This window comes from Streptomyces sp. ID05-26A, from assembly GCF_033794685.1.
Lineage (GTDB): Bacteria > Actinomycetota > Actinomycetes > Mycobacteriales > Pseudonocardiaceae > Lentzea.
This window is the reverse complement of sequence record NZ_JARAYZ010000001.1, coordinates 834,227-860,753: the sequence shown is the minus strand read 5'-3', so window position 1 is coordinate 860,753 and position 26,527 is coordinate 834,227. Positions and strand designations below refer to the sequence as shown.

Sequence of the window (26,527 nt, the reverse complement as noted above, 5' to 3'; positions counted from 1 at the left end):
AAACGGTCGTACGCTCATGTGATGGGCGTCTGCGCGAGCTGTGGCACGGGTTTCGCGCCCCTGCCGTCGCGAGCGCGCTACTGCTCGAACGCGTGCCGTCAGCGCGCCTACCGCCGGCGTTCCGCGGGTACGTCCACTGTGGTCGCCGAGCTGCCAGGGTACGCCGACGCGTTCGTCGGCAGGGAGAGCGAGCTGGCGGAGCTGCTTTTGTTGCTGCGCAAGCACAGGATGCTCACGCTCGTCGGGTCGGCCGGGGTCGGGAAGACCCGGCTCGCGGTCGAGCTGGCCCGCCGCGTCAAACGGGCCGAGGTCCGCACCGTCGAGCTGGGCAGGCTGAGCCGGCCGGGGCAGGTGGTGGAGGCGTTCGCGGAAGCCGTTGGGGTGTACCAGCAAGCGGGTGTCGCCCTGCGGACGACGTTGCTGCACGAACTGGGCAACCGGCGGATCCTGGTGCTCGTCGACAACTGCGAGCACCTCGTCGAGGAGTGCTGCGAGGTGGTGGACGCGCTGCTGTCGCGCTGCCCGAACGTGCAGGTGCTCGCGACCAGCAGGGAAGCGCTGCGATCGATGGGCGAGGTCGTCTACCCGTTGCGCGGCCTGGAGGCGGACGCCGCGAGGTTGTTCGTCGACCGCGCCGGCACGAGCGGCGACCCCGACGTGGTCGAGGCGATCTGCGCTCGGTTGGACGGGGTGCCGCTGGCCGTCGAACTGGCCGCGAGGCTCTCCCTCCCGCTCCCGGAACTCGCGGCCAGCCTCGATCACCGGCTCGACCTGCTCAGCGGCCTGCGGGGCGCCATCGCGTGGAGCCACGACCTGCTGACCGCCGGCGAGCAGGAGCTGTTCCGGCGGCTCGCGTTGCTGCCCGGCGGGTTCGGCCTCGAGATCGCCCAGGTCGTGCACGGTGGCGCGGTGATCGGGCTGCTCACGGCGTTGCAGGCGAAGTCGTTGGTGGCACGGGAGAACGACGGCCGGTTCCGGATGCTCGAATCCGTTCGCCTCTACGCCGCGGAACAGCTGGAGGAGCACGGCGAGCACGAGGTGACAGCTGAACGGATCACCTCCTGGCTGTGCGAGAAGGGCGAGCCTGGCGTCTCGTCGTCGATCCTCACGCCGGAGCAGGTGCGGGCGCTGCACGAGGAGTACGACAACGCGGCGTACGCGTTCGCCCATCTGGTGGCACCGCAGGACGATCGGCGCCTGATGCTCGCCACGATGCTGCTCAGGGTCTGCTTCGATCGCGGCTACTTCGCCCAGGCCGGCGCGGTGCTGATGCAGGTGCTGCACCAGTCGCCCGCCGACGCCCGCTACCGGATCCTCGCGCTGGAGTACGCGTCTCTGCTGGCGAGTCACGAGGAACGGCACGACGAGGCGGTGCGGCACGCCCTCGAAGCCGTCGAGACAGCGGAGGCCGGCGGTCAGGACCTGATCATGTGCCGCCTGTTCCGGACGTTGGCGGGCGCTTACGACGGATTGGGCGATGTGCCGAACGCGGCAGCGTCCTTGCGTCGATCGATCGAGTACGGCGTACGCAACGGCAACGACGTGAGTGTCGCCGTGTCCAGCCAGAACCTCGGTTGGCGACTGCTCGTCCAGGGTGACGTGGACGCCGCCGCCGCGCTGGTCGAGGACGCGTTGCCGGTGCTCAGAGTCCATGCGCGGCAGGACGTCGTGGCCGTCGCGGTGCACACGGCGGGCTGCATCGCGTTGGAACGTGAGGACTTGGTGACGGCCGGGGCGCGCTTCGCCGAGAGCGCACGTCTGACGGCGGACAACCCGCGGACCGCGCTGGAGTCGGTCGAGGGCCGTGGCCTGGTCGCGATGGCGTCCGGACGGCACGAGCTCGGCGTGCGGCTTCTGGCCGCCTGTCAGCAGATGCGCACGACGTGGGTCGTCCCGTGGGAGCCGTGGTGGCGGCGGAAGATGACCGCCGCGCTGGACCTCGCACGGGAATCCCTGTCCTCGGCGGCGTTCCAGCGGGCACTCGGCGCGGGCCGGGCGATGGACGCGCGGCACGCCCTGGAAACGGCGCTGGACAAGGAGATCGTGCGGCACCCGGTGCTCAGCGACCGGCAGCGCATGGTCGTCGAACTGGTGGCGCAGGGCCTGACGAACGCGCAGGTCGCGGGCAAGCTCGGCATCTCGCACCGCACCGTGGAGTCCCACGTGCACCACGTGAAGACCGCGCTGGACCTCTCGACCCGCGCGCAGCTCGCGGCCTGGGCCCAGTCGCACTGAGGCGTCCAACTGAGACGTAACGCTGCGGTTCATCCGGATGACTTCTGGCCCCTCGCCGTTCATCGTGGGTACGACGACGAAGGGAGGGGTGACGTGGAACCGTTCCGTCTGCTGCACCCCGACCTCGTGCCACAGCGGCGTGAGTCGCTGCAGCACGCCGCGTCCACGCTCGTCCAGATGGGCCTCGACGACACGGTGCTCTCGGCGTCGCCCGTCCACCAGCGTCTCGCGCGCGTGGTGCTCGCGAGCAGCGGCGTCATCGAGTGGACGCCCGGCTACCGCGTCCAAGACGGCGACCTCGACGAACGCTTCGGCGTCGTGCGGGTCGGCGGCGACCGCGGCGGCGTGTTCCTCTCCGGCGTCCTCATCGCCTACCTCGACGTGCTGGAGAACGCGGCCAGGATGGGCACCTCGATCCCCGAGGACTCCTGGCGCACCCTGCTCTGGGCCCCGACCGCGCTCTTCGACCACGTGCTGCGCCGCCCCCAGGTCGGCATGACCGTGGTGACGCCGGGCTGCGGCACCGAGAACCTCCCGTTCGAACGCGCGCAGGCAGGCCAGCGCCTCTACCTCGCGCTGATGCAGGCCGCCCGGTTCGCCGTCAGCGGTGTCGTGCGCACGCAGGACGACTGCCCGCTCGTCGAGGACTGCGTGACGCTCGCGACCGCGTGCCTGCGCGCTGCCGCGGTGGCGCTCGCGTTCACCGTCGACGTTCCGGGCGACGGGCCGCTGCCCGTTGTGGAGACCGCGGAGCACCGGTACCTGTGGCAGGTGCTCGGCGATGTGCGCGCTGCTGTGCCGAGGGCGCGCTTCGAGCAGTTCGCCGCTGCGCTGCGCAGGTTGAACGACGTCTACACCTCTTGCCCGTTGCTCGTCGCCGGCGGCTGACCTTTTCGTCTCGACTTCGCGGCGACTTTCGTCGTTTCACAGCGGGAATCGCCCTGAGCTGACCTAGCGTCTCGCCCATGACGGAGGAACGGTCGGCGGTCGTGGTGCGGGACGTCCGCAAGAGCTACGGCGAACTGAAAGCGGTGGACGGGGTCTCGTTCACCGTGGCCGAGGGCGAGTTCTTCGGCATCCTGGGGCCCAACGGCGCCGGGAAGACGACCACGCTGGAGATCGTCGAGGGACTGCGCGAGCCGGACAGCGGCGAGGTGCGGTTGCTCGGTGAGAGCCCGTGGCCACGCAACGTGAAGTTGTTGCCGCGCATCGGTGTTCAGCTGCAGGCGTCGTCGTTCTTCGAGAAGCTGACGGCGAAGGAGCAGCTGCAGACGTTCGGCGCGCTCTACGGCGTGAGTGCCGGCACGGCCGCGGACATGCTGGAACTGGTCGGCCTCGCGGACAAGGCGAACGAGCAGGAGAACAAGCTCTCCGGCGGTCAGCGCCAACGGCTTTCGATCGCGTGCGCACTGGTGCACGACCCGGACATCGTGTTCCTCGACGAACCGACCGCCGCGCTGGACCCGCAGGCCCGCCGCAACCTCTGGGACGTGCTGCGCGCCATCCGGGAACGCGGCAAGACCATCGTCTACACGACCCACTACCTCGACGAGGCCGAGATCCTCTGCGACCGCGTCGCGATCATGGACACGGGCCGGATCCTCGCGCTCGACCCGCCCGCGGTGCTGGTGCGCGGACTCGACGCGCCGACCCACGTGACGTTGCAGAAGGGTGTTCTGTCCGTTGTGGACGCTTCCGCGCTCGACGGCGTCGAGGAGGCCCACGAGGACGAGGTGTCGCTGACGCTCTCCACGCGCCGGCCCGCTCCCGTCCTGTCGGCGCTGGCCGAACGGGGCGCGCTCGACGGCCTTCAGGTCCGCACGGCCACCCTCGAAGACGTCTTCCTCAACCTGACCGGACGGGAGTACCGCGCGTGACCGCGTTCAAGACGCTCTCGGTGGCGATGCTCAAGGGGTTCATCCGGGACAAGGTGACGTTGTTCTTCACCTTCCTGTTCCCGTTGATGTTCCTGGTGATCTTCGGCCTGCTCCTGCGCGACGCCGGCGCGGACAAGACCAGGATCGCGGTGGTCGGCGACGGCCCGATCGTGTCCGCGTTGCGCGACAGCGGTGCGCTGGAGCTGGAGCCCTACAACGACGAGAACTCCGCCGTGCAGAAGGTCAAGGACGGCGACCTGCCCGCCGCGCTGATCATCCGAGGGCAGCAGTTGGACGTCCGGTTCGCGCAGAGCGACCAGGTCAAGTCCGCGACCGTGCTCGGGATCATCAACGGGTTCGTGGACAAGGCGAACCTCGCCGCGACCGGTCAGCCGCCGACCTTCACGTTCGCCGCGGAGAAGGTCGAGGACGCGTCGCTCAAACCGATCCAGTACCTGACGCCGGGCATCCTGTCGTGGGGTGTGGCGGTGTCGGCGGTGTTCGGTTCGGCGCTGACCCTCGTGTCGTGGCGCCGCAAGCAGGTGCTGCGGCGGATCCGCCTGGCGCCGATCTCGACGACTTCCGTGTTGTCGTCGCGGATCCTGGTCAGCGCGGGCGTCGCGCTGGTGCAGGGTGCGACCTTCATCGGCATCGCGTCGCTGCCCGTGTTCGGGTTGCAGCTGTCCGGGTCGTGGTGGCTCGCGATCCCGTTGCTGCTGCTGGGGACCGTCGCGTTCTTCGCACTGGGGATGCTCGTCGGCGCGTTCGCCAAGACCGAGGAGGCGGCGTCGGCGGCGGCGAACATCGTGGTGCTGCCGATGGCGTTCCTGTCCGGCACGTTCTTCCCCGTCGACCAGGCGCCGGCGTGGCTGCAGGCGGTCTCGAAGGTCTTCCCGTTGCGGCACATGAACGACGGCATGCTCGACGTGCTGGTGCGGGGCAAGGGGATCGAGGCGCTGGTGGTGCCGTCGGCGATTCTCGTCGGCTTCTCGCTCGTGGTCGGGTTCATCGCCTCCCGCGTCTTCAAGTGGGAGGAATAGGACATATCAGGACAGACCCGGTCGTCGTGTGCTCCCCGTCACGGTTCATGATGGGGAGCCATGACGTTCTCCAGCGTGGTCGGACGGTTCCGCATCCTCGCCCTGGCCGAGGCCCTGTCCTGGGCGGGCCTGCTGCTCGGGATGTTCTTCAAGTACGTCGTCGTGCAGAACGAGATCGGCGTGAAGATCTTCGGCCCGATCCACGGCTTCGTCTTCGTCGCCTTCATCCTCGTCACGCTGATGACGAAGGAACCGCTGAAGTGGGACGCCCGCACGCTGGTCCTGGGCCTGCTGTCGAGCATCCCGCCGTTCGGCACGGTGCTCTTCGAGCGCTGGGCCTCGAAGACCGGCCGTCTCACCGAGGCAACGCCCGAACAGCTCTGAGCTGCCTCTCGGGGTCGCCGCGGTGGTAGATCCGCTCGGATTCCTCGATGTTGTCCAGGAACTGCTGGTACTGCACCGCGAGCAGCAGGTGTGAGGCCCGGCGTGCGGCGTCGAGCGCGTCGAGCGGGCGGCTGTCCGGCCGGTGCCGAAGCCACGCCTCGCTCCACACGTGGCGGATGTGGTCGCGCAGTTCCGGCCGGCAGAACTCGATGAGCCGGCCCGCGTCCAGTGCCGGGTGGCCCCACACGACGTCGGACCAGTCGATGACCACACCGCTGCTGAACCAGTTGCCGGGGTGGAAGTCGCCGTGCACCAACGTGTCCGGCAGTCCGAACGACGGCATCGGCACCACGCACCGCCGCACTCGGGGCTCGCCCGCCAGCGCGTGCTGCACCGCGACCCAGCGCGGCACGATCTTCTCGACGTTCTCCGGCGTGGTGTCCCAGCAGTCCACGCCCCGGGCCTGACCGAGCAGGACGCGCTTCGGTGCGCTCGCGAGCACCTCGGGCACGAGCGTCGGGTCGTGCGCGGCGACCATCTCGATCACCGAGCCCTCGTCGGCGAAGAACGGCGGCACGGCCTTGAGCCACGCGGAGCCGTTCGCGGTGGGCAGCCGATGCACGCTCGACAGGTTCCACGACTTCACCTGCACCGGCGGGCCGGTGCGTTCGACGTGCGCGTCGGCCCAGCCCACCAGCTCGTCCGGACCGCCAGGTCGCGCCCACGGCAGCCTGTGCTCGGCGTCCGGGGCGGGCTCCTCGGCAGGGTGCAGGCGGGTCCGGTCGGGTTCGCCGTGCGCCTCGACGTGGTAGGTGACCAGGCCACCACCGGACCGTTCGCCGCCTTCGACGGAGACCAGCCTGAGTACGCTCGTCCGGACGCCCAGGAGCCGTTCCAGCGCCTCGTTCACCGGCTCGGTGTCGGCCCACCAGCGCGAATCGACCCCGATCGGGTCGGTCCGGCCGGCGAACCCACCGGGAGTGCTGACCAGGGCGATGATCGATCGTTCGCTCACGGGGTGACCAGTCGCAGCGCCTCGCGGAGCTCGATCTCGGGGTCTCCGCGGTGGTAGATCCGCTCAGACTCCTCGATGTTGTCGAGGAACTCCTGGTACTTCACCGCGTTGTGCAGCCGGGACGCGCGAGGTGCGATCTCGAGCGCTTCCAACGGCCGGCTGTCCGGGCGGTGCGTCAGCCACGCCTCGCTCCACACCCGGCGGATCAGGTCGTGCAGGCCGGGATCGGCGTACTCCATGAGCCGGCACGCGTCGAGCGCCGGGTGGCCCCAGACGGCGTCGGACCAGTCGATGACCACCCCGCTGCTGCGCCAGTTGCCGGGGTGGAAGTCGCCGTGCGTGAGCGTGTCGGGCAGGCCGAAGTCCGGCATCGGCACGGCGGACGGCCGCAGCCGCGCCTCACCCGCCAGCGCGTGCTGCACGGCCACCCAGCGCGGTACGACGTCCTCGATCTGCGCGGCGGTCACCGGCCAGCAGTTGGCGCCCTCGGCCTGGCTGAGCAGCACCCGGTTCGGCGCGCTGGCCAGCACCTCCGGCACGAGCGTCGGGTCGTGCGCGGCGACCATTTTGATCACCGAGCCCTCGTCGGCGAAGAACGGCGGCACGGCTTTGAGCCACACCTGCCCGTCCGCGGTGGGCAGGCGGTGCACGCTCGACAGGTTCCAGGTCCGCCCCTGGACCGCCGGGCCGGTGCGGGTGATCACCGAGTCCGCCCACGCGACCAGTTCGGCCGGGCCTCCCAGGCGTGCCCAGGGCAGCCGGTGCTCGGCGTCGGGTTCGGGCGCGTCGGCGGGGTCGAGCAGGCCGTGGTCCGGCTCTTCGTGCGCTTCGACGTGATAGGTGACGACACCACCGAACGGCACCCTGCCGCCCTCGACCGAGAGCAGGCGCAGGACGCTCGTCTCCACGCCGAGGAGGTCGCGCAGGGCGGTGTTGACCGGCTCGACGTGGTTCCAGTTCGGTGTCTCGACTCCGAACACCCCGGTGCGTCCGGTGAACCCGCTCGGGGTGCTCACGAGCGCGACTGCCGAACGGTCCGGTCGATCCCACATCATGGGCTCATCAGGCCACAGGACGGCCTGACCGTCCAAACGGTTTTCTCAGTCCTCGAAGTCGCCGCTGGCCCGGCGCACCTTCGCGAGCAGGTCGGTGAGCTGCTCGGTCTGGCGGTCGGTCAGGCCCTTGAGGCCGAGGTTGACGTCGACGACGGCCGCGGTCGCGCTCTCACGGCGCTGCAGGCCGGCGTCGGTGATCTCGACCAGCGTGGTGCGGCGGTCGGTCGGGTGCGGTGTGCGGCGGACGAGGCCGTCGCTCTCCAGCCGGTCGACGATGTTGGTGACGCTCGTCGGGTGCAGTTGCAGGCGCTCGCCCATCACGCGCATCGGCAGCGCGCCCTTGCGGGAGAAGTAGAGCAACACCAACGCCTCGTAGCGCGCGAACGTGAGTCCGTGCGGTTTGAGGGCTGCGTCCACGGCGGACTGGATGATTTGCTGGACACGCATGACGCTCGTGACCGCGGCCATCGAGGTCGCGGAACCCACCCGTTCGTCCCACATCTCGGCCGCGCGGGCGATCGGGTCGAACGGCAGCGGTGTCATGAGCACGGAAGCTACCAGTCAGTACAACCCGTGGATCACCAGGAGGTGCACGTGCTCGTCGCGTTCAGTGTTGCCCCGTCCGGTTCGGACGAATCCGGAAGTGTCGCGAAGGCGGTCGCCGAGGCGGTCCGGATCGTGCGGGAGTCCGGACTGCCCAACGAGACGAATGCGATGTTCACCTTGGTGGAGGGGGAGTGGGACGAGGTGATGGACGTGGTCAAGCGCGCGACGGAAGCCGTCCAGGCCAGTGCGTCGCGCGTGTCGCTCGTGCTCAAGGCGGACATCAGGCCCGGCTACTCCGGTCAACTGGCGGCCAAGGTCGCACGGATCGAGGAGCACCTCACCGACACGGTGTGATCAGGACCCCGTTCGGGGGTCCGGATTCGGCGGTCTGGAAGGGGAACGTGGTGTGGAGACCTCGCTCGTCTCCTCGGATGGCCGAACCCCCTACGCCGGGACGGTGAGCAAGCCCGTGCACCGGCGTCGACTGGGTTAGCGTGTCGGGCGTGGAAGCGAGGCAGCTGTGGTTGAGGTTCGAGCCCTACCACGACGTCACGTACTTCACGTCCGAATCCCGCGCGGCGACGGACGCGCTGGGCTGCAAGGGCGGCTGGATGGGTTACTTCGGCATGCGCGCCGCACCGCTGGGCGCCGCGTCGCCGGAGCTGGTGACGGCGGTCTTCTACAACTTCGCGCCGCGCATGGTCCGCCGTGCGCTGCCGGACGCGTGGGCGGTCGCCTCGCCGTCGGAGTACCTGCGTGTCCGGCTGGCAGGTGCCGACGGCGCGTTGCGACGCCTGCTGGGCTCGGTGGACACGTCCCAGATCGCCGAGGCCGCCTCGCTGGCCCGCACGGCGGCGCTGGCGGCTCCCGTCGCCGGCCGTCCGCTGTCGGCCGCGAACCGGGCGTTGCCGTGGCCCATCGAGCCTCATCTGGCGCTGTGGCACGCCTGCACGATCCTGCGCGAGGCGCGTGGGGACGGTCACGTGGCCGCGCTGGTGGCCGCGGGCATCGGCCCTTGCCAAGCGCTTGCGCTCTACGCGCGTGAGCATTCCCTCGATCCGGCATACATGCGAACCGCTCGTGGTTGGACAGTCGAAGAATGGGAAGCAGTCGCTGATCTGCCCGGCGATCTCCCTGCGGTGGAAAGAGCGACCGACGCGGCCGCTCTGGACCCGTGGAAAGCGCTGGGTGCAGTTGGTACAACGCGGTTCATCGACCTGATGACACCGCTCGCTTTACGCATCGCTTCGGCCAACGAGGCGATGCGCGTCAACCCGATGGCCCTGGACCCGGTCCGGGAACTAGCCGTGCCAGGATGGAACACGTGACAAGGCCTGATCCTCGCAAGACCGCCGCACTGTCCGCCGCGCTCTCGGGCGCCGTCGATCTGGGCGCTTTGAAGGCCCGAGCCGACGCGGCCCGCACCGCCGCTGCCTCGCCTGCCGCCGCTCCTGGCTCCGCTGCGCCTGACAACGGCTCCGCGCCGTGGATCGTGGACGTCACCGAGGCCTCCTTCCAGGCTGTGGTCGAGCAGTCCCTGCAGGTGCCCGTCGTGGTGCTGCTGGGTGCCTCCTACAGTCCCGAGTCGCAGCAGTTGGCTGCCTCCCTGACCCGCTTCGCCTCGGCTTCTGGTGGGTCTTGGATTCTCGCCCGCGTCGATCTCGAGAGTGCGCCTCGGATCGGTCAGGCCTTCGGCGTGCAGTCCGTGCCTACCACTGTGGCTGTTGCCGCTGGTCAGCCGATTGATGCTTTTGCCGGGCCCATCGACGACGCCGAGTTGTCGCAGTGGATCGCCCGGTTGCTGGACGCTCTGCGGGAGCGGTTGCCCGGGATTCGGGCCGGGGAGGCTCGCGCCGGAGGGCCGGTGGAGCCCGAGGAGGTTCCCGAGGACCCGCGGATCGTCGCTGCCGAGGAGGCCTTCGAGCGTGGCGACTACGTTGCTGCTCAAGGGTTCTACTCCGAGATCCTGGCTTCCGAGCCTGGGAACGAGCTGGCCAAGGAAGGGTTGGCCCAGGCTCGGTTCGCTGAGCGGGCCGAGGCTGTCGACCCCGCTGTGATCGCCAAGGCCGATGGGGCGCCTGAGGACGTTGATGCTCAGCTTGCGGCTGCGGATGCGCAGGTTGCCGGGCAGATGGTCGAGGAGGCGTTCTCCCGGCTCGTCGAGACCGTTCGGCGGGTGTTCGGGGAGGATCGGGATCGGGTTCGGCAGCACCTGGTCGGGCTGTTCGAGTTGTTCCCCGCAGATGATCCTCGGGTTGCTGCGGCTCGGCGGAGTTTGGCTTCGGCGTTGTACTGACGCTCCGGTTTCGTGCGTTCCCCTGGTGCGTGCGGCGTGGTCGCCTTGCGTGCTTCCCCTGGGGGCTCTGCCCCCAGACCCCCGGCAATCTGATCAGGGGGCCCGCGCCGCTCGCGGGTAGATGGCACGCCTGTTGCGTTGGGCGGCTGTCTGTTGCGTACCTGGGTTGCGTTGGCGGTGGGGTCCCATCACGAGCCGAGCCAAGAGCGGGCCACATGAGAGAAGGGGTGTCAAACCGCCGAAAAGCGTGGCGGTTTGACACCCCTTCTCTCATGCAGCAAGAGCTGTGGCGCGACTCGTGATGGGACCCCACCGCCCAGAGCGTCTGCGAAAGACGAAGGACTGGACGGCTCGCCTTCGGCTTCGCGTTCGGTTTGGCTCGGCATGAAACCCTTGATCGTTTCGATCGAGGGTTTCTCCATGTCAGGGCCATTTTTTGTGCCTGGAACAGGCCAGTCTGACTGCGGCCGCTGACACTTCGCTGACATCCCCACCGCGCGATCTTCACCCGAACGGCTGACATAACCTGGCGCCGTCGAATCCATTTGAGACTGCCAGGGGGAGAGATGGGCTCGGGGTTCCACGCTGAACCGGAAGGGCTGAAGCACACGGCCAAGCACGACATGGGCAAGCTCATCGACCACACGCACACCGCCAGGACCAAGCTGGCCGAGACCGAGCACGTCGACGGCCGGGCGTTCTCGGGGGACGTGGAGGTCTACGCGGCGCTGGGCGAGTGGCGCGGTGCGCGCTCGATGTTGCTCGATGTGTTCACCAAGAACGAGGAGAACCTGGAGTTGGCGCAGGAGGCCTTGATCGAGGTCGCCGAGCGCTACATCGCCGTGGACTCCGACCAGCAGCGGATGTTCGGGGGGTTCCTGTCGTGAGCTGGGCCGGAGACATGCGGAAGCACGCTGACTACTTCTGCAAGAAGTTCGACGAGCAGGACGACTGGTTCTTCCCCGACCACCTGGAGGAGAACGCGAGCTACCCCACGGCCAAGGAGGACGTCCAGGCCCTCTTCGCCGAGTTCGGGCGCTTCATCGAGGTCGACGTGGCACTCGCTGGTGTGCGCGAGGAGATCTCGTTGCTGGACAAGGCGGCGGACGACATCGACCAGGACTTCTGCGAGGGCGTCCTCAACGACATGGACCTCTACCTGGAGAACTGGGAGGGCGATGCCGCCGACGGCTTCCGGTCGTACCTGCGTGGTCAGCCGAGCATCGAGGGGGCGCTTGCCCGCAAGCGGGACGTCGTGCGGGCCTCGAAGTACGCGATGCAGGCCTACGAGAAGGCCATCACCAGCTTCCGTGACGACGTGCTGGCCCTGGTCGAGGCCGGGCAGAAGGGCGTCGAGGCCGGTGAGGTCCGGGAAGCCAAGATCATGATCACCCTGGCGTCCGCGGCGGCGTCGATCGGTGTCGCGGCCGCTACCGCCGGTGCCGGTGCGGCGTTCCTCGCCACGCTGGCGGTCGGCGACGCGTTGCAGACCGGGGCGGCCGGGGTCAACGCGACCTTCCTCGAGGCGGGCAGCGTGGAGGAGGTCGTCGGCAAGTTGCCGGGGAAGGGTCAGGACATCCTCGAGACCGGTCGCCGCCAGATGGAGAGGGTCCGCGCGGGCTTCCAGGCGGTGGGCTCGACCTTGGCGGGCGCCGGGATGCCCGAGGTCAACCCGCCGCGGCCGCGTCTGGTGACTGACGACAGCTTCAACCCCGACGACTTCCACCAGGACGGTCGCAAGCCCTCGGGCGGGATCAGTCACGACGACCTGGTGGAGGAGCCGAAGGAAGCGGACAGCGGGTCCGCTCGGCCGGGGCTGTGACGGAGGACGCGGAGGCGCGCGCGGCCCGGCTGCGCGCTCAATCCGAGGAAGGCGCCACCGCCGTCGATCGCCGTTCTCAGGCGAAGGAGTGGGCCGAGAAGCAGGTTGCCGCGGTTCGGGGCACCGCGCGGAGCGAGCACGGTGACGTGGCCGCGACCGTCGACCACTCCGGGTTGTTGCTGCGGCTCGAGTTGTCGCCCCTCACCAAGCAGGCCAAGCACGAGGACCTGGCGCACGCGATCACCGGGGTCGTGCGCCAGGCCACCGCCGACGCGCGCAACCAGGTGCGCGAGGTGTACGTGCGGCTGCAGAACGAGGGCGTGATCCGGTCCCTGCCGCCGTTCCTGCTGCCCGCGCCCGAAGCCGGGGCGGTGACGCTGGCGTTGCCCGTGCGCGGCAACGCGTCCACGAAACGGGCACGGGACAGCGCCGAGGAAGGGCCGCCGGACAGCTGGCTCAAGGACGATCCCTGGTGACCGCGCGATCAGCCGGCGCGGCGGCGTTCCAAAAGGACGGTGTCGCGCCATTCGCCGTGGTGCTGGGCGATTCGTTCTCGTACGCCCACCGTGCGGAAGCCCGCCTTGTGGTGCAACGCGATGCTGGCCCGGTTCTCCGGGAAGATCACGGCCTGCAGGGTCCACAGGTCGTCCGCGTCCGCTGCTGAGACCTGGTGGTGCAGCAGGGTTTTGCCCACGCCCCTGCCCTGCGAGGCGTCGGCCACGTAGATCGAGGTCTCGACCACACCGGCGTAGCACTCGCGGGCCGAGACCGGGGTCGCGGCCGCCCAGCCCGCGATCTCACCGTCCACCTCGGCGATCCAGCGGTGGTCTGGTAGCCACTTGGACTCCAGGGTCCTGCGGGACGGGACCTCCGTTTCGAACGTCGCGTTGCCCGACGCGATGCCCTCGCCGTAGATGCGGCGGACTTCCGGCCAGTCCTCGGTCGTCATGGAGCGGATCGCCACGCCCGCCACCGGGTTCACCGTGCCCGAGGAGAGGGCGCCCATCACCGCGTCCGCCGCGTGGGGCAGGCCCGTGCAGCAGGCCGGGTTGACCGTGACGAGAGTGGTGGTGCCCTCTCGCTGGATGCGGAGGAAGCCGACGTCCGCCAGTTTGCGGACGTGGTGCGAGCAGGTGGACTGGCTCACGCCCAGGAGCGCGGTCAGTTCGCCGACCGTCACCGGCGCCGGGGCGGAGGCGACGTGGTGCAGCAGGCGGACCCTGGTCGGGTCGGACAGCGTCGAGAACCACGAGGCGTAGGTCGCGGCTTCATCTGTGAGCACGGGATTGAGTATCGATGTGGGTCGATGGAGGAATCAAATCGAATACTTCTTGACGCAGAACGAGAGGCCGCGGAAGAAGCCGTCGCCGAACGCCTCCACCCTGGCGAAGCCCGACGGGACCGCCTTGCCGTTGACGTCCGCGGCGATGAGGCTGTCGTCCACCAGGAGCTCTGCCACCGCCTCGTCCAGGTCTCCCGGGGAGAGGCGCAGGCCCGCTGCCGCGTTGGGGCGGTTGGTGAGGCCCGCCCAGGCTCCCGTCAGGCAGGCGGTGCGCTGGCCCGCCGCGTCGTCGTCCAGCTTGAAGCCCGTGGCGTGCTGGATGGAGAGCGAGAAGCGGGAGGCGATGACGGCGAACGCCGCGAAGTCGCCGATGCCGCCCTTGCTGCCCTTCTTCGGAGGCGTGCCGATCTTCACCAGGTTCGGGAGGTCCAGGTGGATCTGGTTCAGCGCCGGGCAGTAGGAGGCCGGTGACGTCGCCTGGGCGTCGGCGCAGGGTTTGATGCCCGACCTGTCGAAGGCGGGGAAAGCCGCGCCGCTCGACTTGTAGGCGTCGCGCAGGGACTCCTCCAGGGCTCGCTGGTACTTGTCCTCGTCGATCTTGGCGTTGCCGCGGCCCTGGCCCTGGTCTGTGTCGGTGAGGTCGAAGGGCCGTTCGGTGATGCGCTTCGCGATCTCGGCCTCGTTGATCTCGGCGCAGCGGGCCGCGCCTCGGGTGAAGCCGAACTGGAAGGCCGAGACGCGGTCGAACGCGCTGCCGTGGGCGCCCTGCTTCTCGAACGAGGTGCCGGCGCTGTCGCGGATGAAGAACATCGTCTGCAGGACCTGGTTGAGGCCCTCGCCAGTGGAGAGTTCGAAGTGCTTCGACTTGTTCTCGGCCACCCAGCGCATGAAGACGCCGGTGTAGCAGTCGGCCTGCTGTTCCTTGACGATCGACGGGGTGTTCGCGCCGATGTTGGAGGCCGGGCCGAGCTTGTACTGGACGGCGTGGCCCATCTCGTGGGCCAGGACGGTGACGACGGCCATCGGGCCGAACGAGTCCTTGAGCATCGGGAGGAGTTCGCCGCGGTCCCAGGTGATGCTGTCGTCCAGGGCGCAGTAGAACGCGTTGGCGATGCCGGTGGTGTTGAGCTTGCAGACCTCGACCCCCTTGCCGTTGGAGTCGTAGGAGAGGAAGCGCTTCACCGGCTCGAACGTCTTGCCCGCGAACGACCCCGGGAACTCGGCCTTCCAGAACTCCTGCACGTCGGCGAGGGTGTTGATGGCCAGGCGGTCCATCTCACCGCCGTCGCCGTTCTCGACGCTCAGGTCCGCGTCGGGCACGCCCTTCTTGGGGCCGGACGGGCCGTTGGAGATCTCCAGGCCCGCGACCTTGGTCGGGTCGGGGCGCTCGCCCTTCGGTTCGCCCTCGACCACGGTGGCGCAGGCGGTCAAGGCTGCGGTCACGGCCAGCGCGACGGCGATTCGTCCGAATCCCATGAGCTCAGACCCTACTAAGCGCGTTTCGAGGTCGTTCGGCAAGTACCTGCGGCCAAACGTGAAACCTTCTCACCCCCCGGGGTGATTTCAAGACTGTGCGGGCTCGTTTTCGTTGTCCTGCCGATGTTCCGGAGCGCAGAGTCCGTCCCGCAAGCCTTCAGTGTGGAAGGAGTTTGGCGGTATGGGTAGAACGCGCTGGGCACGGTTCGTCGGTGTGGTCGGTTTCGGTGCCGTCGGCGCCGGTGTCCTCCTCTTCGGCATGTCCCAGGGAGCGCTGGCCGCCTCGTTCGCGGTGTCCGGCACCAACTTCAAGGTGTCCGCCGACAACTTGACGGGCCAGGGATTCGTCCAGTTCGGCGGTGTCGACGCGGGTGCGGGCAAGGTGCACGTCGTCGCAGTCAGCGGGTTCAAGACGGCGAGGCTCGACAAGTTCTGCCAGTCGGTGTACGTCCCCGGCATGCCGATCGTCGGTGACGTGACGATGCGCATCACCGCGGACAGCGTGGGCGGCATGTCCGCCGACAACCTGGTCGTCAACCTCACGGACCTCAACGGTGACCTGGTCCTCGGCAACCCCGAGATCGGCATCGACGCGAGCAAGGTGACGAAGGGACCGGAGAACCTGCGGGGTCTTCCGGGGTCGTTCGGTCTGCAGGCTGACACGGCGAACATCACCTCCCTGCAGCAGACCGCCTGGGCCACCACGGCCCAGACCATCAGGTTCAAGGGCATGAACCTGACCATTCGCCAGGGGAAGCAAGAGTGCTTCTGAGGTTCTGGCGCGGCTTCACCGCGTGGCGACGTGGCCGGCCCTTCTGGGCCGGTCTCTTCGTCGCCCTGGGCGGGCTCGTCATCGTGTTCCCGCCGTTCGCCAACCTGAAGTTCGGCGACATGATGATCTCCATCCAGACGCTCGGCGGCGTGTCGGCGCTGCTCATCGGCGTGCTGTTGTGGATCTGCGCGGCCACGTTGTGGCTGCAGCCCAAGTTCCGCCTGGCGGCGGGCATCGTCACGGTGCTGCTGTCGCTGGTCGCGATCGTCGTGACCAACCTCGGCGGCTTCGTGGTCGGCACGCTCCTGAGCCTGCTCGGCGGCGCACTCGCCGTGGCGTGGACGACCGAGCCCAAGACGCCGAAGGAGGCGAAGGGGTCGAAGAAGGCACGGGAGGAGCACGCGGAACCAGAGCCGGAGACGACCCAGAGGGTTCAACCCACATGATGCGAACACAGCCGCTGACCGCCATGGCGATGGTCGTGGTGCTGGCGCTGCAACCGCCGTCGAGCACCGAACCGGAGCCGTCGACCAGTCCCGGCAGCAGCTCACCGGCCCCGACCAGCACCACGTCGGAGCCACCACCGGTGTCGAGCACCAGTGCCACCCCACCGCCGGTGTCGTCGTCCTCCGCGCCGGCCGAACCGACCGGCACGCAGCCGTCCTCGACACCGGCGCCTCCGCCACCGGCCCCTGCCCCGGTGGCGGTGGGAGGGCGGGAGTGGACCCTGACGGCGTCCCGGCTCGAACTCGGCGGCCTCAACTTCGTCGGGGTCGTCGACGCACTGGTGAAGGGGCAGGTCGTCAAGGTCCTGAAGTTCACCGCGAACGACATGAAGATCAAGGACCTGGTGCAGTCCGGCGAGATCTCACCGGGCGTCAAGCTGGTCACCGCGGCACGGCCGGGCAGCACGTCCACGGTGTCGTCGGGACGCATTGAGCTGTTCACGGTCCAGCTCAAGGGCAACCTGGACATCCTCGGGATCAAGATCCCGGTGGACTACACGGCGGCGCACCCACCGCCGCTGAACGTGCCGTTCGCGACCTTCACCGAGGTCACGGTGCGCAACACGGACCTGATCGGCGGAACGCTGAAGATCCCGGGCGCGCGGATCTCCGTGGTGTCCGACCAGGCACCGGTCGAAAGACGCTGAAGCCCGCACCTGGCCTCGAGCCGGTGCGGGCTTCCGCTCGTCAGGGGAACTCCCGGAACGTCAGACGCCGCACTTCTTCGCGCCCTCGAACACGCCCTCCCGGAACCGGGCGACCCGCTCGAACCCCGGATCCACCGGGTCCTTGCCCTTCGAGTCGCGCGCCGCGTAGTCGAACTGCAGCAGCACCGTCACGGCCTCGTCGAAGTCGCCGGGCGAGAGCCCGAACCCGTCCTTGCGCTGGAACACCGCGCCCGTGTACGCCCCGGCCAGGCACAACGCCGCCGCGGAGGCGTCCTCGCCCTCGATCGGCTTGCCCAGCACCGCGAGCTCGGCCATCGCGTAGCGGGTCGCGATCAGCGTGCCCGTCGCGTAGTCACCGAGCTCCTTGTGCAACGCAGGCAGCTCGTCCTTGGTGTCGATCTTGATCGTCTTGTCCGCCGGGCAGTACGCGACGGGGCCCTGGTCACCGGAGCAGTCCGGCTCGGTCTGGGACGCCTCGGCGCGCGGCGAGGGCCAGGTCTTGCCGGCGGTCGTCGCGAGGTTCTTGAAGAAGCCGTCCAGGTCGGGCGTGACGGCTTCGAGCATGTCGTCGAACGGCAGGTTGCCGCCGTTCGCGCGGTCCTTGACGCTGGTGAACGCGCGCTGCGTGAACTGGCGGTTCTGCACCGACATCTGCGAGCAGAACTTGGTGCCCTGCTCGTAGCCGTCCTGGAACGCCGCCACGCGGTCGAACGCGCTGCCGTGCGCCTGCTCGTCCTCCGGGGAGGTGCCGACCGGGTCGCGGAACGTGATCAGCGCGCCCAGTGCCTTGTCCAGGGCGTCCGCGTTGATGTCGAGGCGCTGCGACTTGCCGTCCGCCACGTTGCGCACGAACGCGCCCGCGAAGCAGTCGGCCTGGGCCTCGGTGAGGATCGTCGGGTACTTCTCCGGCTCGCGGCGCTCGGCCTCGGGCGTGATGCCCATGCGGTTCTGCACGGCGTGGCCGACCTCGTGCGCGAGGACGACGACCACGGCCGCCTCGCCGAAGCGGTCCTGCAGCACCGGCAGCAGGGACGCCCGGTCCCAGGCGATGGCGTCGGCGGCCGGGCAGTAGAACGCGTTGCCCTCCACGTCCGACGCCTTCTGCGTGCACGGCGGCGGCTTCGCGGCGGCGTCGGCCGTGTCGACCGAGAAGTACCCACCGCCCAGCGGCTTCCACGACTTGTTGAACGTCGACTGGAACGAGTCCTTCCAGAACTCGTCGATGTCCGTCAGCGCGGTGGCCGCGAGTTTGTCGATCGGCCCGTTGTCCGTGCCGCGCACCTGGATGGTGGTGGTGGAGGCTTCCTTCTTCACCACCTTGGCGGCGCGGGGACGCCCCGGGATCTGGGCGGTGCACCCTGCGGCAAGCAGGGCGGTGACGACGATCAGCGCGATGCTCTTGTGCCGCATGGACCCATTGTGCCTGCCGGTCGGCTCTGGGGGCGTCCTTGTCGTCCAAGTCAGGCGCATACAAGGGGCAACGTGCGGCAGCCTGATCAGGTTCACCGGGCTGGAGTCGCCCGATCGACTTACATTCCATTCGTGCGCGAAGTGTTCTGCGCGGCGTTGCTCCTCCTGGGCCCTCCGACAGGGGCCGATCCGACCATGCCCGGTTGCGTCGGCGGCATCGCTCCCGAGCCGCGAGTGGGCATGATCACCGGGCCCGGCACCGCACACTCGGCGCTGGACGCGGTCCCGGGAGGCGTCTACGACCTGTCCGTCTGGGCGGGTACCCGCAGACCGGGACCCGCGACGGCGACCGGGCTGCGGTTCCTCGACCGCACCGGCGCCCAGACCGGACGGACCTACGCCCTGCGGCCCGCGCGAGGAGAACCGAAGCGCCAGAACAGTTACGGCATGGTCGCACCGCGTGACGCCGCCACCGTCCGGTTCTTCGCCACCACGACCACGGAGATCCACTGGACCTGTGTGTTCCTGCGAGTCTCCGCCTACGAGGTCAGGCGGCGGCAGGACACCGTGACGATCACCAACACCGGCAGCGAGCCGTTGACCGACCTGAGGATCACCGGCTGCGGAGAGCCGTTCGACCTGACGAACGAGGTGGTCTGGACGTGCGAAGGCGCCGGTCCCGTGACGGTGACCGGCGCCCTGTACTGGAACGGCGCGCTGCCGGACCGATCAGAGGGTCTCGACCTCGGTCACCGGGTCGGGCACCAGCCACAGCACACCCGAGGGCGGCAGCTGCAGGATCGCTGAGTACGGCCGCCCGTGCCACGGCTTCGCCTCGGCCTCGACACCACCGAGGTTGCCCACACCCGAACCGCCGTAGTGCGCGGCATCGGTGTTCACGAGTTCCTTCCAGCGACCGGCGGACGGCAGACCGACCCGGTAGTCGTGGTGCGGCGACCCGGAGAAGTTCGCCACGCAGGCGAGGGTCGAGTCGTCCTCACCGATCCGCAGGAACGACAGGACGTTGCCGCCCGAGTCGTTCGCGTCGATCCACTGGAACCCCTCCGGCGTGACGTCGTGGCTGAACAGCGCCGCCGCCGTCTTGTACACCGAGTTCAGGTCGCGCATCAGCGACTGGATGCCCTGGTGCAGCGGCTCCTGCTCGACCAGGTGCCAGTCGAGCGACCGCGACTCCGACCACTCCTGCCGCTGCCCGAACTCGCCGCCCATGAACAGCAGCTGCTTGCCCGGATGCGCCCACATGAACGCGAGCAGCGACCGCACGCCGGCGGCCTTGTTCCAGTCGTCGCCCGGCATCCGCTGCCACAGCGAGCCCTTGCCGTGCACCACCTCGTCGTGCGAGAGCGGCAGCACGAAGTTCTCACTCCACGCGTACACCAGCGAGAACGTCATCTCGTTGTGGTGGAACGAACGGTGCACCGCCTCGCGCGACAGGTAGTGCAGCGAGTCGTGCATCCAGCCCATGTTCCACTTGAAGCCGAACCCGAGCCCGCCCAGGTGCGTCGGTCGCGTGACGCCCGGCCACGCCGTCGACTCCTCGGCGATCATGACCACGCCGGGGTGCCGCTTGTAGACCGTCGCGTTCAGCTCCTGCAGGAACCGCACCGCGTCCAGGTTCTCCCGGCCACCGAACTCGTTGGGCAGCCACTGCCCCTCCGGCCGCGAGTAGTCGAGGTAGAGCATCGACGCGACGGCGTCCACGCGCAGACCGTCGAGGTGGAACTCCTCGATCCAGTACAGCGCGTTCGCCACCAGGAAGTTCCGGACCTCGTTGCGCCCGAAGTCGAAGACGTACGTGCCCCAGTCGAGCTGCTCACCGCGCCGCGGGTCGGCGTGCTCGTAGAGCGGCGTGCCGTCGAACTTCGCGAGCGCCCACGCGTCCTTCGGGAAGTGCGCGGGCACCCAGTCGACCAGCACGCCGATGCCGCGCTGGTGCAGCGTGTCGACGAAGAACCGGAAGTCGTCCGGCGTGCCGAACCGCGAGGTCGGCGCGTAGTACGAGGTGACCTGGTAGCCCCACGAACCACCGAACGGGTGCTCGGCCACCGGCAGCATCTCGATGTGCGTGAAGCCCATGTCCTCGCAGTAGTCCGCGAGTTCGACCGCGAGCTCGCGGTAGCTGAGGCCGGGCTTCCACGAACCGAGATGCACCTCGTAGGTCGACATCGGCGCGTTCGCCCAGTTCGTGGCCTCGCGCCGGGCCTCCCACTCCGCGTCCTGCCACTCGTACTCGGTGCGCGTGACGACCGAGGCCGTCTGCGGCGGCACCTCCGTGGCGAACGCCATCGGGTCGGCCTTCTCGTGCCAGATCCCGTCCTGGCCGAGGATGCGGAACTTGTACCGCGACCCCACCACGACGTTCGGCAGGAACACCTCCCACACCCCACTGGAACCCATGGAGCGCAACGGGTTCGCGCGCCCGTCCCAGCCGTCGAAGTCACCCGTCACGCGCACACCGCGGGCGTTCGGCGCCCACACCGCGAACGAGACACCGGTGACGTCACCGGCAGCCGTTTCGTAGCAACGCACGTGCGCCCCGAGGACGTCCCAGAGCCGTTCGTGCCGGCCCTCGCCGATCAGGTGCAGGTCCAGCTCTCCGACGGTCGGCAGCCACCGGTACGGGTCGTCGACCTCGATCGCCGGACCGCCGTTGTACTTGACCAGCAGCCGGTAGTCGCCGGGCGCCTCGGGCAGCTCGCCCTCGAACAGGGCGTCGGCGATGCGGGGCAGCTCGACCTGCTTGTCGCCCCACGCCACCGCGACCGACGTCGCGCCCGGCCGCAGGGCCCGCGCGATCACCTGGTCGCCGACGGAGTGCACACCCAGCACCGAGTGCGGGTCGTGGTGCGCACCTGACAGGAGTCGGTCCAGGTCGGCCTTCACGGTTCTATTCTCCTCCGCTGGTCATCCGGGCGATCGACGACAGCGGAACCGTCAACCACTCCGGCCTGTTGGCGTGCTCGTAAGCGACCTCGTAGACCGCCTTGTCCAGCTCGAAAGCGCGCAGCAGGTGCGCGTGGTCGCGCGGGTCGCCCGCCACCTCGGCGTACCCGTCGCAGAACGCCGCCCGGTTGCGCTTCGTCCACTCCATCGCACGGTAGGCGAGCTGGTCGTCGTCGGGCTGGCCGACGAGCAGCTGCCGTGCCGCGTAGTCGAACGACCTCAGCATCCCCGCCACGTCGCGCAACGGCGACCGCAGCGCGAGCCGGTCCTCGACCGACGCGGCCGGCTCGCCCTCGAAGTCGATCAGCAGCCAGCCGTGCACGGTCCGCAGCACCTGACCGAGGTGCAGGTCGCCGTGGATGTGCTGGATCGGGATCGCGCCGATGTGGTGGCGTGCCTCCTCGAACGAGGCGCGCAACGAGTCCTCGTAGCGTCCCAGCTCCGGCACCGACTCCAGCACGACGCCAAGGCGCCGCTGCATGCCCTCGATGGCGCGCGAGATCGCGTCGTCGTCGGCCATCCGCGTGCCCAGCGCCTCGGCCAGGTCGGCGTGCACCTTCGCGACCGCGTGGCCCAGGCGTTGCGCCTCGCCGGCGAAGTCTCCGCCGACCTCGAACGCGTGCAGGTCGGCCTCGGCCATCAGGTCGCGCACCGAGGTCTTGGCCATGTCCCAGCCCTCGACCGCGTCCGGCAGGAACTCCTGCAGCATCGCGAGGGTGACCTGCTGACCGTCCAGCACCGTGGAGATCGAGCCCAGCGGCAGCGCGATGTGCTCGCAGCCGACCGAACGCAACGCGCGGTGCATCGTCAGGTCGCGGTTCTCACCGGTCGCGAGCTTGCGGAAGATCTTCAGGATGTACTGCTGGCCGTAGATCAGCGACGTGTTGGACTGCTCGACGCCGATCGGCCGCCCGCGCAGGCCCGAGCGCAGTTCCGTGCCCGCCTCGTGCGCGAACGTGATGCCGTCGACCTCGTGCCCGGACGCGATCCGGTCGAGCAGGACGCCGTTGTGCTCGGGGTCGAGCAGCACGTCCCACTCGCCGGTGCTCAGGCTCAGCGCGCCCTGGTAGCTCTCGGTGCGGCCGGGCTGTTCGACCTCGAACACCACGTGCACCAGGTCTCCGTCGACGACCGTCGTCCTCAGTGGACGGACGGCCGTGATCGGCTTGTCCTTGCCGCCGAACCACCGTGCGGCCGGGAGCAGATCGGGCAGTGAGGCGACCAGTTTGTCGACAAGCTCGTGGGGATCCGTCACGCGTTCACCTCATCTCGCCGTCGTCGCCCGCCTCTACCAGCTGGAACCAGTAGAAACCGTGACCCGGAAGGGTCAGCAGATACGGGAGTTCCCCGATCGCGGGGAATTTGACACCTCCGGTGAGCTCCATCGGAGCGTGGTCGCGGTGCTCCGAGAGGTCCAGCTCGACGGGTTGCGGGAAGCGTGACAGGTTGTTCACGCAGAGCACGATGTCCTCGCGCCCGTCGGGCCGCTTCCACTGGCGCTTGAAGGCGAGCACGCTCGGGTTCGACCCGCCGAGCTCGGTGAAGTCGCCCTCGGCGAACGCGTGGTGCTGCTTGCGCACCTCGATCATGTGCCGGGTCCAGTTGAGCAACGACGTGGAGCTGTTCAGCTGGGCCTCGACGTTGAGGCCCTGGTAGCCGTAGACCGGGTCCATGATCACCGGGAGGTAGATCCGGCCGGGGTCGCAGCTCGAGAAGCCCGCGTTGCGGTCCGGGGTCCACTGCATCGGCGTGCGCACCGCGTCGCGGTCCTGCAACCAGATGTTGTCGCCCATGCCGATCTCGTCGCCGTAGTACAGAACCGGCGAGCCCGGCAGCGACAGCAGCAGCGCGGTGAACAGTTCGTGCTGGTTGCGGTCGTTCTCCAGCAGCGGGGCGAGCCGTCGGCGGATGCCGATGTTCGCCTTCATCCGCGGGTCCTTGGCGTACTCGGCGTACATGTAGTCGCGTTCTTCGTCGCTGACCATCTCGAGCGTGAGCTCGTCGTGGTTGCGCAGGAAGATGCCCCACTGCGCGTTCTCGGGGATCGACGGCGTCTGCGCGAGGATCTCCGAGATCGGGAACCGCGACTCCCGCCGCACCGCCATGAAGATCCGCGGCATCAGCGGGAAGTGGAACGCCATGTGGCACTCGTCGCCACCGACCTCCGCGTCACCGAAGTACTCGACGACGTCGGACGGCCACTGGTTCGCCTCCGCGAGCAGCACCCGTCCGGGGAACTCGTCGTCGACGACCTTGCGGCACTTCTTGAGGAACTCGTGCGTGCGCGGCAGGTTCTCGCAGTTCGTGCCCTCCTCTTCGAAGAGGTACGGCACGGCGTCGAGGCGGAACCCGTCGATGCCGAGGTCGAGCCAGAAGCGCAGCGTGTCGAGCATCGCCTCCTGCACGTCCGGGTTCTCGAAGTTGAGGTCCGGCTGGTGGCTGAAGAATCGGTGCCAGAAGAACTGCCCGCGCACCGGGTCGTACGTCCAGTTCGACGACTCCGTGTCGACGAAGATGATCCGCGCGTCGCTGTACGCCGAATCGTCGTCGCTCCACACGTAGTAGTCGCCGTACGGGCCCGTCGGGTCCTGACGGGACTGCTGGAACCACGGGTGCGCGTCGGAGGTGTGGTTGAGCACCAGGTCGGTGATCACGCGGATCCCGCGCCGGTGCGCCTCCTCCAGCAGGTACACGAAGTCCTCGACCGTGCCGAACTCCGGCAGCACCGAGCGGAAGTCGCTGATGTCGTATCCGCCGTCGCGCAACGGCGAGGCGTAGAACGGCGGCAGCCAGAGGCAGTCGACGCCCAGCCACTCCAGGTAGTCGAGGCGCGAGGCGAGACCTCTGAGGTCACCCGTGCCGTCGCCGTTGGAGTCGCTGAACGCCCGCACGAGGACCTCGTAGAAGACGGCGCCCTTGAACCAGTCCGGGTTCGCGGAAGCCGGCTTCGCGGACCTGAAGTCCTCCGCCTGCGGTTCGATCAGCATGCCGTCGTCGTCGACGGCTTCTCCGGTGTGAGGAACACCCTCCAACCCGAGTGCAGCGTCGGGACGGGAGTCGTCGGCCATGGTTCCCACCTCGTCGGGGGTTGTGCGGTTGATCAGCTGAAACGCCGCTGGAGGCTCACGACGTGCGCGGTGGCACGCCACGGTTCGAGGCGGACGTAGTTCGCCTGACCCCAGTCCCAGGTCTCGCCGGTGACCTCGTCGTGCGCGATCACGCGCTCGTGCCAGTCGAACCCGAGCTCGGGCAGGTCGAGGTACAGCGTCCCCTCCTGCGCGTTGCTCGGGTCGAGGCTGACGACGACCACGACCGTGTCGCCGGACTCCGGATCACGCTTGGAGAAGGCGACCAACGCGTCGTTCTCGATGCTCTGGAACTTCAGCGTGCGCATCTGCTGGAGCGCCGGATGCGCCTTGCGGATGTGGTTCAGCTTGCGCAGCCACGGTTCGAGACTGCGCCCGTCCGCCAGTGCGCGGGCGTAGTCGCGCGGCCGCAGCTGGTACTTCTCGGAGTTGAGGTACTCCTCGCTGCCGGGCTTCACGGCCTCGTGCTCGAACAGCTCGTAACCGCTGTACACGCCCCACGTGGGGGAGAGCGTGGCCGCGAGCGCCGCGCGGAGCCCGAACATGCCGGGGCCGCCGTGCTGCAGCGACTCGTGCAGGATGTCCGGCGTGTTCACGAAGAGGTTCGGCCGTGCCTCGTCCCAGTGGTCGCGGACGTCCTCGCCGAACTCGATCAGCTCCTGCTTGCCCGTCCGCCACGTGAAGTACGTGTAGGACTGGGTGAAGCCGAGCTTGGCCAGGCCGTAGAGCCGGGCCGGTCGGGTGAAGGCCTCCGCCAGGAACAGCGTGTCCGGGTAGACCTCCTTCACCTTCCAGATCAGCCACTGCCAGAAGTCCGGCGGCTTGGTGTGCGGGTTGTCGACCCGGAAGATGCGCACCCCGTGCTCGGCCCAGAAGAGCACCACGCGCAGCACCTCGTGGTAGAGGCCCTGCGGGTCGAGGTCGAAGTTGATCGGGTAGATGTCCTGGTACTTCTTGGGCGGGTTCTCGGCGTACATGATCGTGCCGTCGGGCTGCGTCGTGAACCACTCCGGGTGCTTGAGCACCCACGGGTGATCAGGCGCGCACTGCAGCGCGAAGTCGAGAGCGACTTCCAGGCCGAGATCGTTCGCCCGCGCCACGAGCGCGTCGAAGTCCTCGATCGTGCCGAGCTGCGGGTGGATCGCGTCGTGCCCGCCCTCGTCCGCGCCGATGGCCCACGGTGATCCCGTGTCCTCGGGCGTCGCGACGAGCGTGTTGTTGGGGCCCTTGCGGTTGACCCGGCCGATGGGGTGGATCGGCGGGAAGTAGACGACGTCGAAGCCCATCGCCGCGACCCGGTCCAGTTCCTTGGTCGCCGTGGCGAACGTGCCGTGCACCGCCTGCCCGGTCTCGTCGATCCCGCCCGTGCTGCGCGGGAAGAACTCGTACCAGGAACCGAACGCGGCCTTCTTCCGGTCGCACCAGATCTTGTGCGTCTTGCCCTTGGTGATCAGCTCGCGCACGGGGTGCTCGAACATGATCTTCTGCACGTCGGCGGCCATCGCCGGAGCGACGCGTTCGGCCAGCGGCCGGTCCGTGTCGCGCAGTGCCTCCGCGGCAGACGTGAGAAGAGCTCGCTCTTGTCGCCTATCGGGTCGCCTTGCCACTCGATCGAGTAGCCCGGCCCCGATTTCAAGGTCATTTGCGAGATCACCGGGGCCCTGACCCGCCGCGATCTTCACCTCAACGGCGTGGTTCCAGGTCCCCCAGGGGTCACTCCACGCATCGATCCTGAAGGTCCAGGCACCCTCGAGGTCCGGAACCACCGTCGCGCCCCACCGGTCGAGGCCGATTCCGACCTCGTGCATGCGGGTCTGTCGAGCGACTCGGTCGTTCGGTCCGCGCCAGCTCACCGTCGCCGCGAGTTTGTCGTGCCCCTCGCGCCACACTGTCGCTTGGACCGGAATGTGTTCTCCCACAACGGCTTTGGCTGGATATCTGCCAGCCGACACCGCCGGGGTCACGTCGTCGATACCGAGCCGTCCGCTCATCGGCAGCGCCCTTCGCCGTGTCGCTTCGCTTTGATGCGTCAAATCCTGCCTTGCTCGATCAAGTCGTCTGACAGCGGGTTACCCCATCTAGATCCGTACCCC

The 26,527-nt window shown here is 68.8% G+C and carries 25 protein-coding genes; 15 read left to right on the top strand and 10 right to left on the bottom strand.

What is annotated here, in order from left to right:
- The first annotated feature begins 21 nt into the window (after positions 1-21).
- From PV646_RS04215 to PV646_RS04195, 5 genes are all read left to right on the top strand, one after another.
- A complete protein-coding gene (locus PV646_RS04215) occupies positions 22-2,235 on the top strand; it encodes an ATP-binding protein (RefSeq protein WP_500340122.1) in 2,214 nt (737 codons plus the stop codon).
- Between the two features lie 93 nt (positions 2,236-2,328).
- The gene (locus tag PV646_RS04210) at positions 2,329-3,123 is read left to right on the top strand and encodes a 3-methyl-L-tyrosine peroxygenase-related protein (protein WP_500340121.1); all 795 of its coding nucleotides are present in this window, start codon (positions 2,329-2,331) and stop codon (positions 3,121-3,123) included.
- Between the two features lie 77 nt (positions 3,124-3,200).
- A complete protein-coding gene (locus PV646_RS04205; RefSeq protein ID WP_500340120.1) occupies positions 3,201-4,112 on the top strand; it encodes an ABC transporter ATP-binding protein in 912 nt (303 codons plus the stop codon).
- A complete protein-coding gene (locus PV646_RS04200) occupies positions 4,109-5,152 on the top strand; it encodes an ABC transporter permease (RefSeq protein WP_500340119.1) in 1,044 nt (347 codons plus the stop codon). Before PV646_RS04205 ends, PV646_RS04200 begins: the two co-directional genes overlap by 4 nt.
- 60 nt (positions 5,153-5,212) lie before the next feature.
- On the top strand, positions 5,213-5,536 hold the full coding sequence (locus PV646_RS04195; protein WP_500340118.1) for a DUF3817 domain-containing protein: 324 nt from the start codon (positions 5,213-5,215) through the stop codon (positions 5,534-5,536).
- Here the strand turns inward: PV646_RS04195 and PV646_RS04190 are convergent.
- The 3 genes from PV646_RS04190 to PV646_RS04180 form a co-directional block, all read right to left on the bottom strand.
- On the bottom strand, positions 5,508-6,551 hold the full coding sequence (locus PV646_RS04190; protein WP_500340117.1) for a phosphotransferase: 1,044 nt from the start codon (positions 6,549-6,551) through the stop codon (positions 5,508-5,510). The two genes, PV646_RS04195 and PV646_RS04190, sit on opposite strands and share 29 nt — an antisense overlap.
- Positions 6,548-7,567 carry a phosphotransferase gene (locus PV646_RS04185; RefSeq protein WP_500340116.1) on the bottom strand — a complete coding sequence of 340 codons (1,020 nt, stop codon included), beginning with the start codon at positions 7,565-7,567 and terminating at the stop codon, positions 6,548-6,550. Before PV646_RS04185 ends, PV646_RS04190 begins: the two co-directional genes overlap by 4 nt.
- An 84-nt stretch (positions 7,568-7,651) precedes the next feature.
- Positions 7,652-8,149 (bottom strand): MarR family winged helix-turn-helix transcriptional regulator, encoded by a 498-nt coding sequence (locus tag PV646_RS04180; RefSeq protein ID WP_500340115.1) that lies wholly within the window; start codon positions 8,147-8,149, stop codon positions 7,652-7,654.
- 51 nt (positions 8,150-8,200) lie between these two features.
- Here PV646_RS04180 and PV646_RS04175 point away from each other — a divergent pair, with 51 nt between their 5' ends.
- The 6 genes from PV646_RS04175 (at position 8,201) to PV646_RS04150 (ending at position 12,746) form a co-directional block, all read left to right on the top strand.
- Positions 8,201-8,506, top strand: coding sequence for an MTH1187 family thiamine-binding protein (locus tag PV646_RS04175; RefSeq protein WP_500342264.1), 306 nt, complete (start codon positions 8,201-8,203; stop codon positions 8,504-8,506).
- A gap of 149 nt (positions 8,507-8,655) precedes the next feature.
- Positions 8,656-9,480 (top strand): SCO6745 family protein, encoded by an 825-nt coding sequence (locus tag PV646_RS04170; RefSeq protein WP_500340114.1) that lies wholly within the window; start codon positions 8,656-8,658, stop codon positions 9,478-9,480.
- Positions 9,477-10,448, top strand: a complete 972-nt coding sequence (locus PV646_RS04165; RefSeq protein ID WP_500340113.1) for a tetratricopeptide repeat protein — start codon at positions 9,477-9,479, stop codon at positions 10,446-10,448. The genes PV646_RS04170 and PV646_RS04165 overlap by 4 nt, the downstream gene beginning before the upstream one ends.
- A gap of 566 nt (positions 10,449-11,014) precedes the next feature.
- Entirely contained in the window at positions 11,015-11,335 is a 321-nt protein-coding gene (locus PV646_RS04160; protein ID WP_500340112.1) for a hypothetical protein, read from the top strand.
- A gap of 14 nt (positions 11,336-11,349) precedes the next feature.
- Positions 11,350-12,270, top strand: coding sequence for a hypothetical protein (locus PV646_RS04155; protein WP_500340111.1), 921 nt, complete (start codon positions 11,350-11,352; stop codon positions 12,268-12,270).
- Positions 12,267-12,746 carry a YbaB/EbfC family nucleoid-associated protein gene (locus PV646_RS04150; protein WP_500340110.1) on the top strand — a complete coding sequence of 160 codons (480 nt, stop codon included), beginning with the start codon at positions 12,267-12,269 and terminating at the stop codon, positions 12,744-12,746. Before PV646_RS04155 ends, PV646_RS04150 begins: the two co-directional genes overlap by 4 nt.
- A gap of 8 nt (positions 12,747-12,754) precedes the next feature.
- Here PV646_RS04150 and PV646_RS04145 read toward each other — a convergent pair whose 3' ends face one another.
- Positions 12,755-13,552: a helix-turn-helix domain-containing GNAT family N-acetyltransferase gene (locus PV646_RS04145; RefSeq protein ID WP_500340109.1), complete on the bottom strand. Its 798-nt coding sequence runs from the start codon at positions 13,550-13,552 to the stop codon at positions 12,755-12,757.
- 33 nt (positions 13,553-13,585) lie between these two features.
- The gene (locus PV646_RS04140) at positions 13,586-15,028 is read right to left on the bottom strand and encodes a neutral zinc metallopeptidase (protein ID WP_500340108.1); all 1,443 of its coding nucleotides are present in this window, start codon (positions 15,026-15,028) and stop codon (positions 13,586-13,588) included.
- A 181-nt stretch (positions 15,029-15,209) separates the two neighbouring features.
- Between PV646_RS04140 and PV646_RS04135 the strand changes: the two genes are divergently transcribed.
- Genes PV646_RS04135 through PV646_RS04125 form a run of 3 tightly spaced genes read left to right on the top strand, consistent with a single transcriptional unit; the run spans position 15,210 to position 16,953 of the window.
- Complete coding sequence (locus tag PV646_RS04135; protein ID WP_500340107.1) at positions 15,210-15,800, top strand: DUF6230 family protein; 591 nt, start codon at positions 15,210-15,212, stop codon at positions 15,798-15,800.
- Complete coding sequence (locus PV646_RS04130; RefSeq protein ID WP_500340106.1) at positions 15,791-16,246, top strand: DUF6114 domain-containing protein; 456 nt, start codon at positions 15,791-15,793, stop codon at positions 16,244-16,246. The genes PV646_RS04135 and PV646_RS04130 overlap by 10 nt, the downstream gene beginning before the upstream one ends.
- Positions 16,243-16,953: a hypothetical protein gene (locus PV646_RS04125; protein ID WP_500340105.1), complete on the top strand. Its 711-nt coding sequence runs from the start codon at positions 16,243-16,245 to the stop codon at positions 16,951-16,953. Before PV646_RS04130 ends, PV646_RS04125 begins: the two co-directional genes overlap by 4 nt.
- Before the next feature lie 60 nt (positions 16,954-17,013).
- Here PV646_RS04125 and PV646_RS04120 read toward each other — a convergent pair whose 3' ends face one another.
- On the bottom strand, positions 17,014-18,384 hold the full coding sequence (locus tag PV646_RS04120; RefSeq protein ID WP_500340104.1) for a neutral zinc metallopeptidase: 1,371 nt from the start codon (positions 18,382-18,384) through the stop codon (positions 17,014-17,016).
- A gap of 132 nt (positions 18,385-18,516) precedes the next feature.
- Here PV646_RS04120 and PV646_RS04115 point away from each other — a divergent pair, with 132 nt between their 5' ends.
- Positions 18,517-19,191 (top strand): DUF7850 domain-containing protein, encoded by a 675-nt coding sequence (locus PV646_RS04115; protein ID WP_500340103.1) that lies wholly within the window; start codon positions 18,517-18,519, stop codon positions 19,189-19,191.
- On the opposite strand, the gene glgB is transcribed toward PV646_RS04115, so the two are convergent.
- The 4 genes from glgB to PV646_RS04095 form a co-directional block, all read right to left on the bottom strand.
- Positions 19,114-21,288: a 1,4-alpha-glucan branching protein GlgB gene (gene glgB / locus PV646_RS04110; RefSeq protein WP_500340102.1), complete on the bottom strand. Its 2,175-nt coding sequence runs from the start codon at positions 21,286-21,288 to the stop codon at positions 19,114-19,116. The two genes, PV646_RS04115 and glgB, sit on opposite strands and share 78 nt — an antisense overlap.
- Before the next feature lie 4 nt (positions 21,289-21,292).
- Positions 21,293-22,603, bottom strand: coding sequence for a maltokinase N-terminal cap-like domain-containing protein (locus PV646_RS04105; RefSeq protein ID WP_500340101.1), 1,311 nt, complete (start codon positions 22,601-22,603; stop codon positions 21,293-21,295).
- Positions 22,604-22,607: 4 nt separating this feature from the next.
- A complete protein-coding gene (treS, locus tag PV646_RS04100; protein WP_500342262.1) occupies positions 22,608-24,335 on the bottom strand; it encodes a maltose alpha-D-glucosyltransferase in 1,728 nt (575 codons plus the stop codon).
- A gap of 113 nt (positions 24,336-24,448) precedes the next feature.
- On the bottom strand, positions 24,449-26,425 hold the full coding sequence (locus tag PV646_RS04095) for an alpha-1,4-glucan--maltose-1-phosphate maltosyltransferase (RefSeq protein WP_500340100.1): 1,977 nt from the start codon (positions 26,423-26,425) through the stop codon (positions 24,449-24,451).
- Positions 26,426-26,527 lie beyond the last annotated feature (102 nt).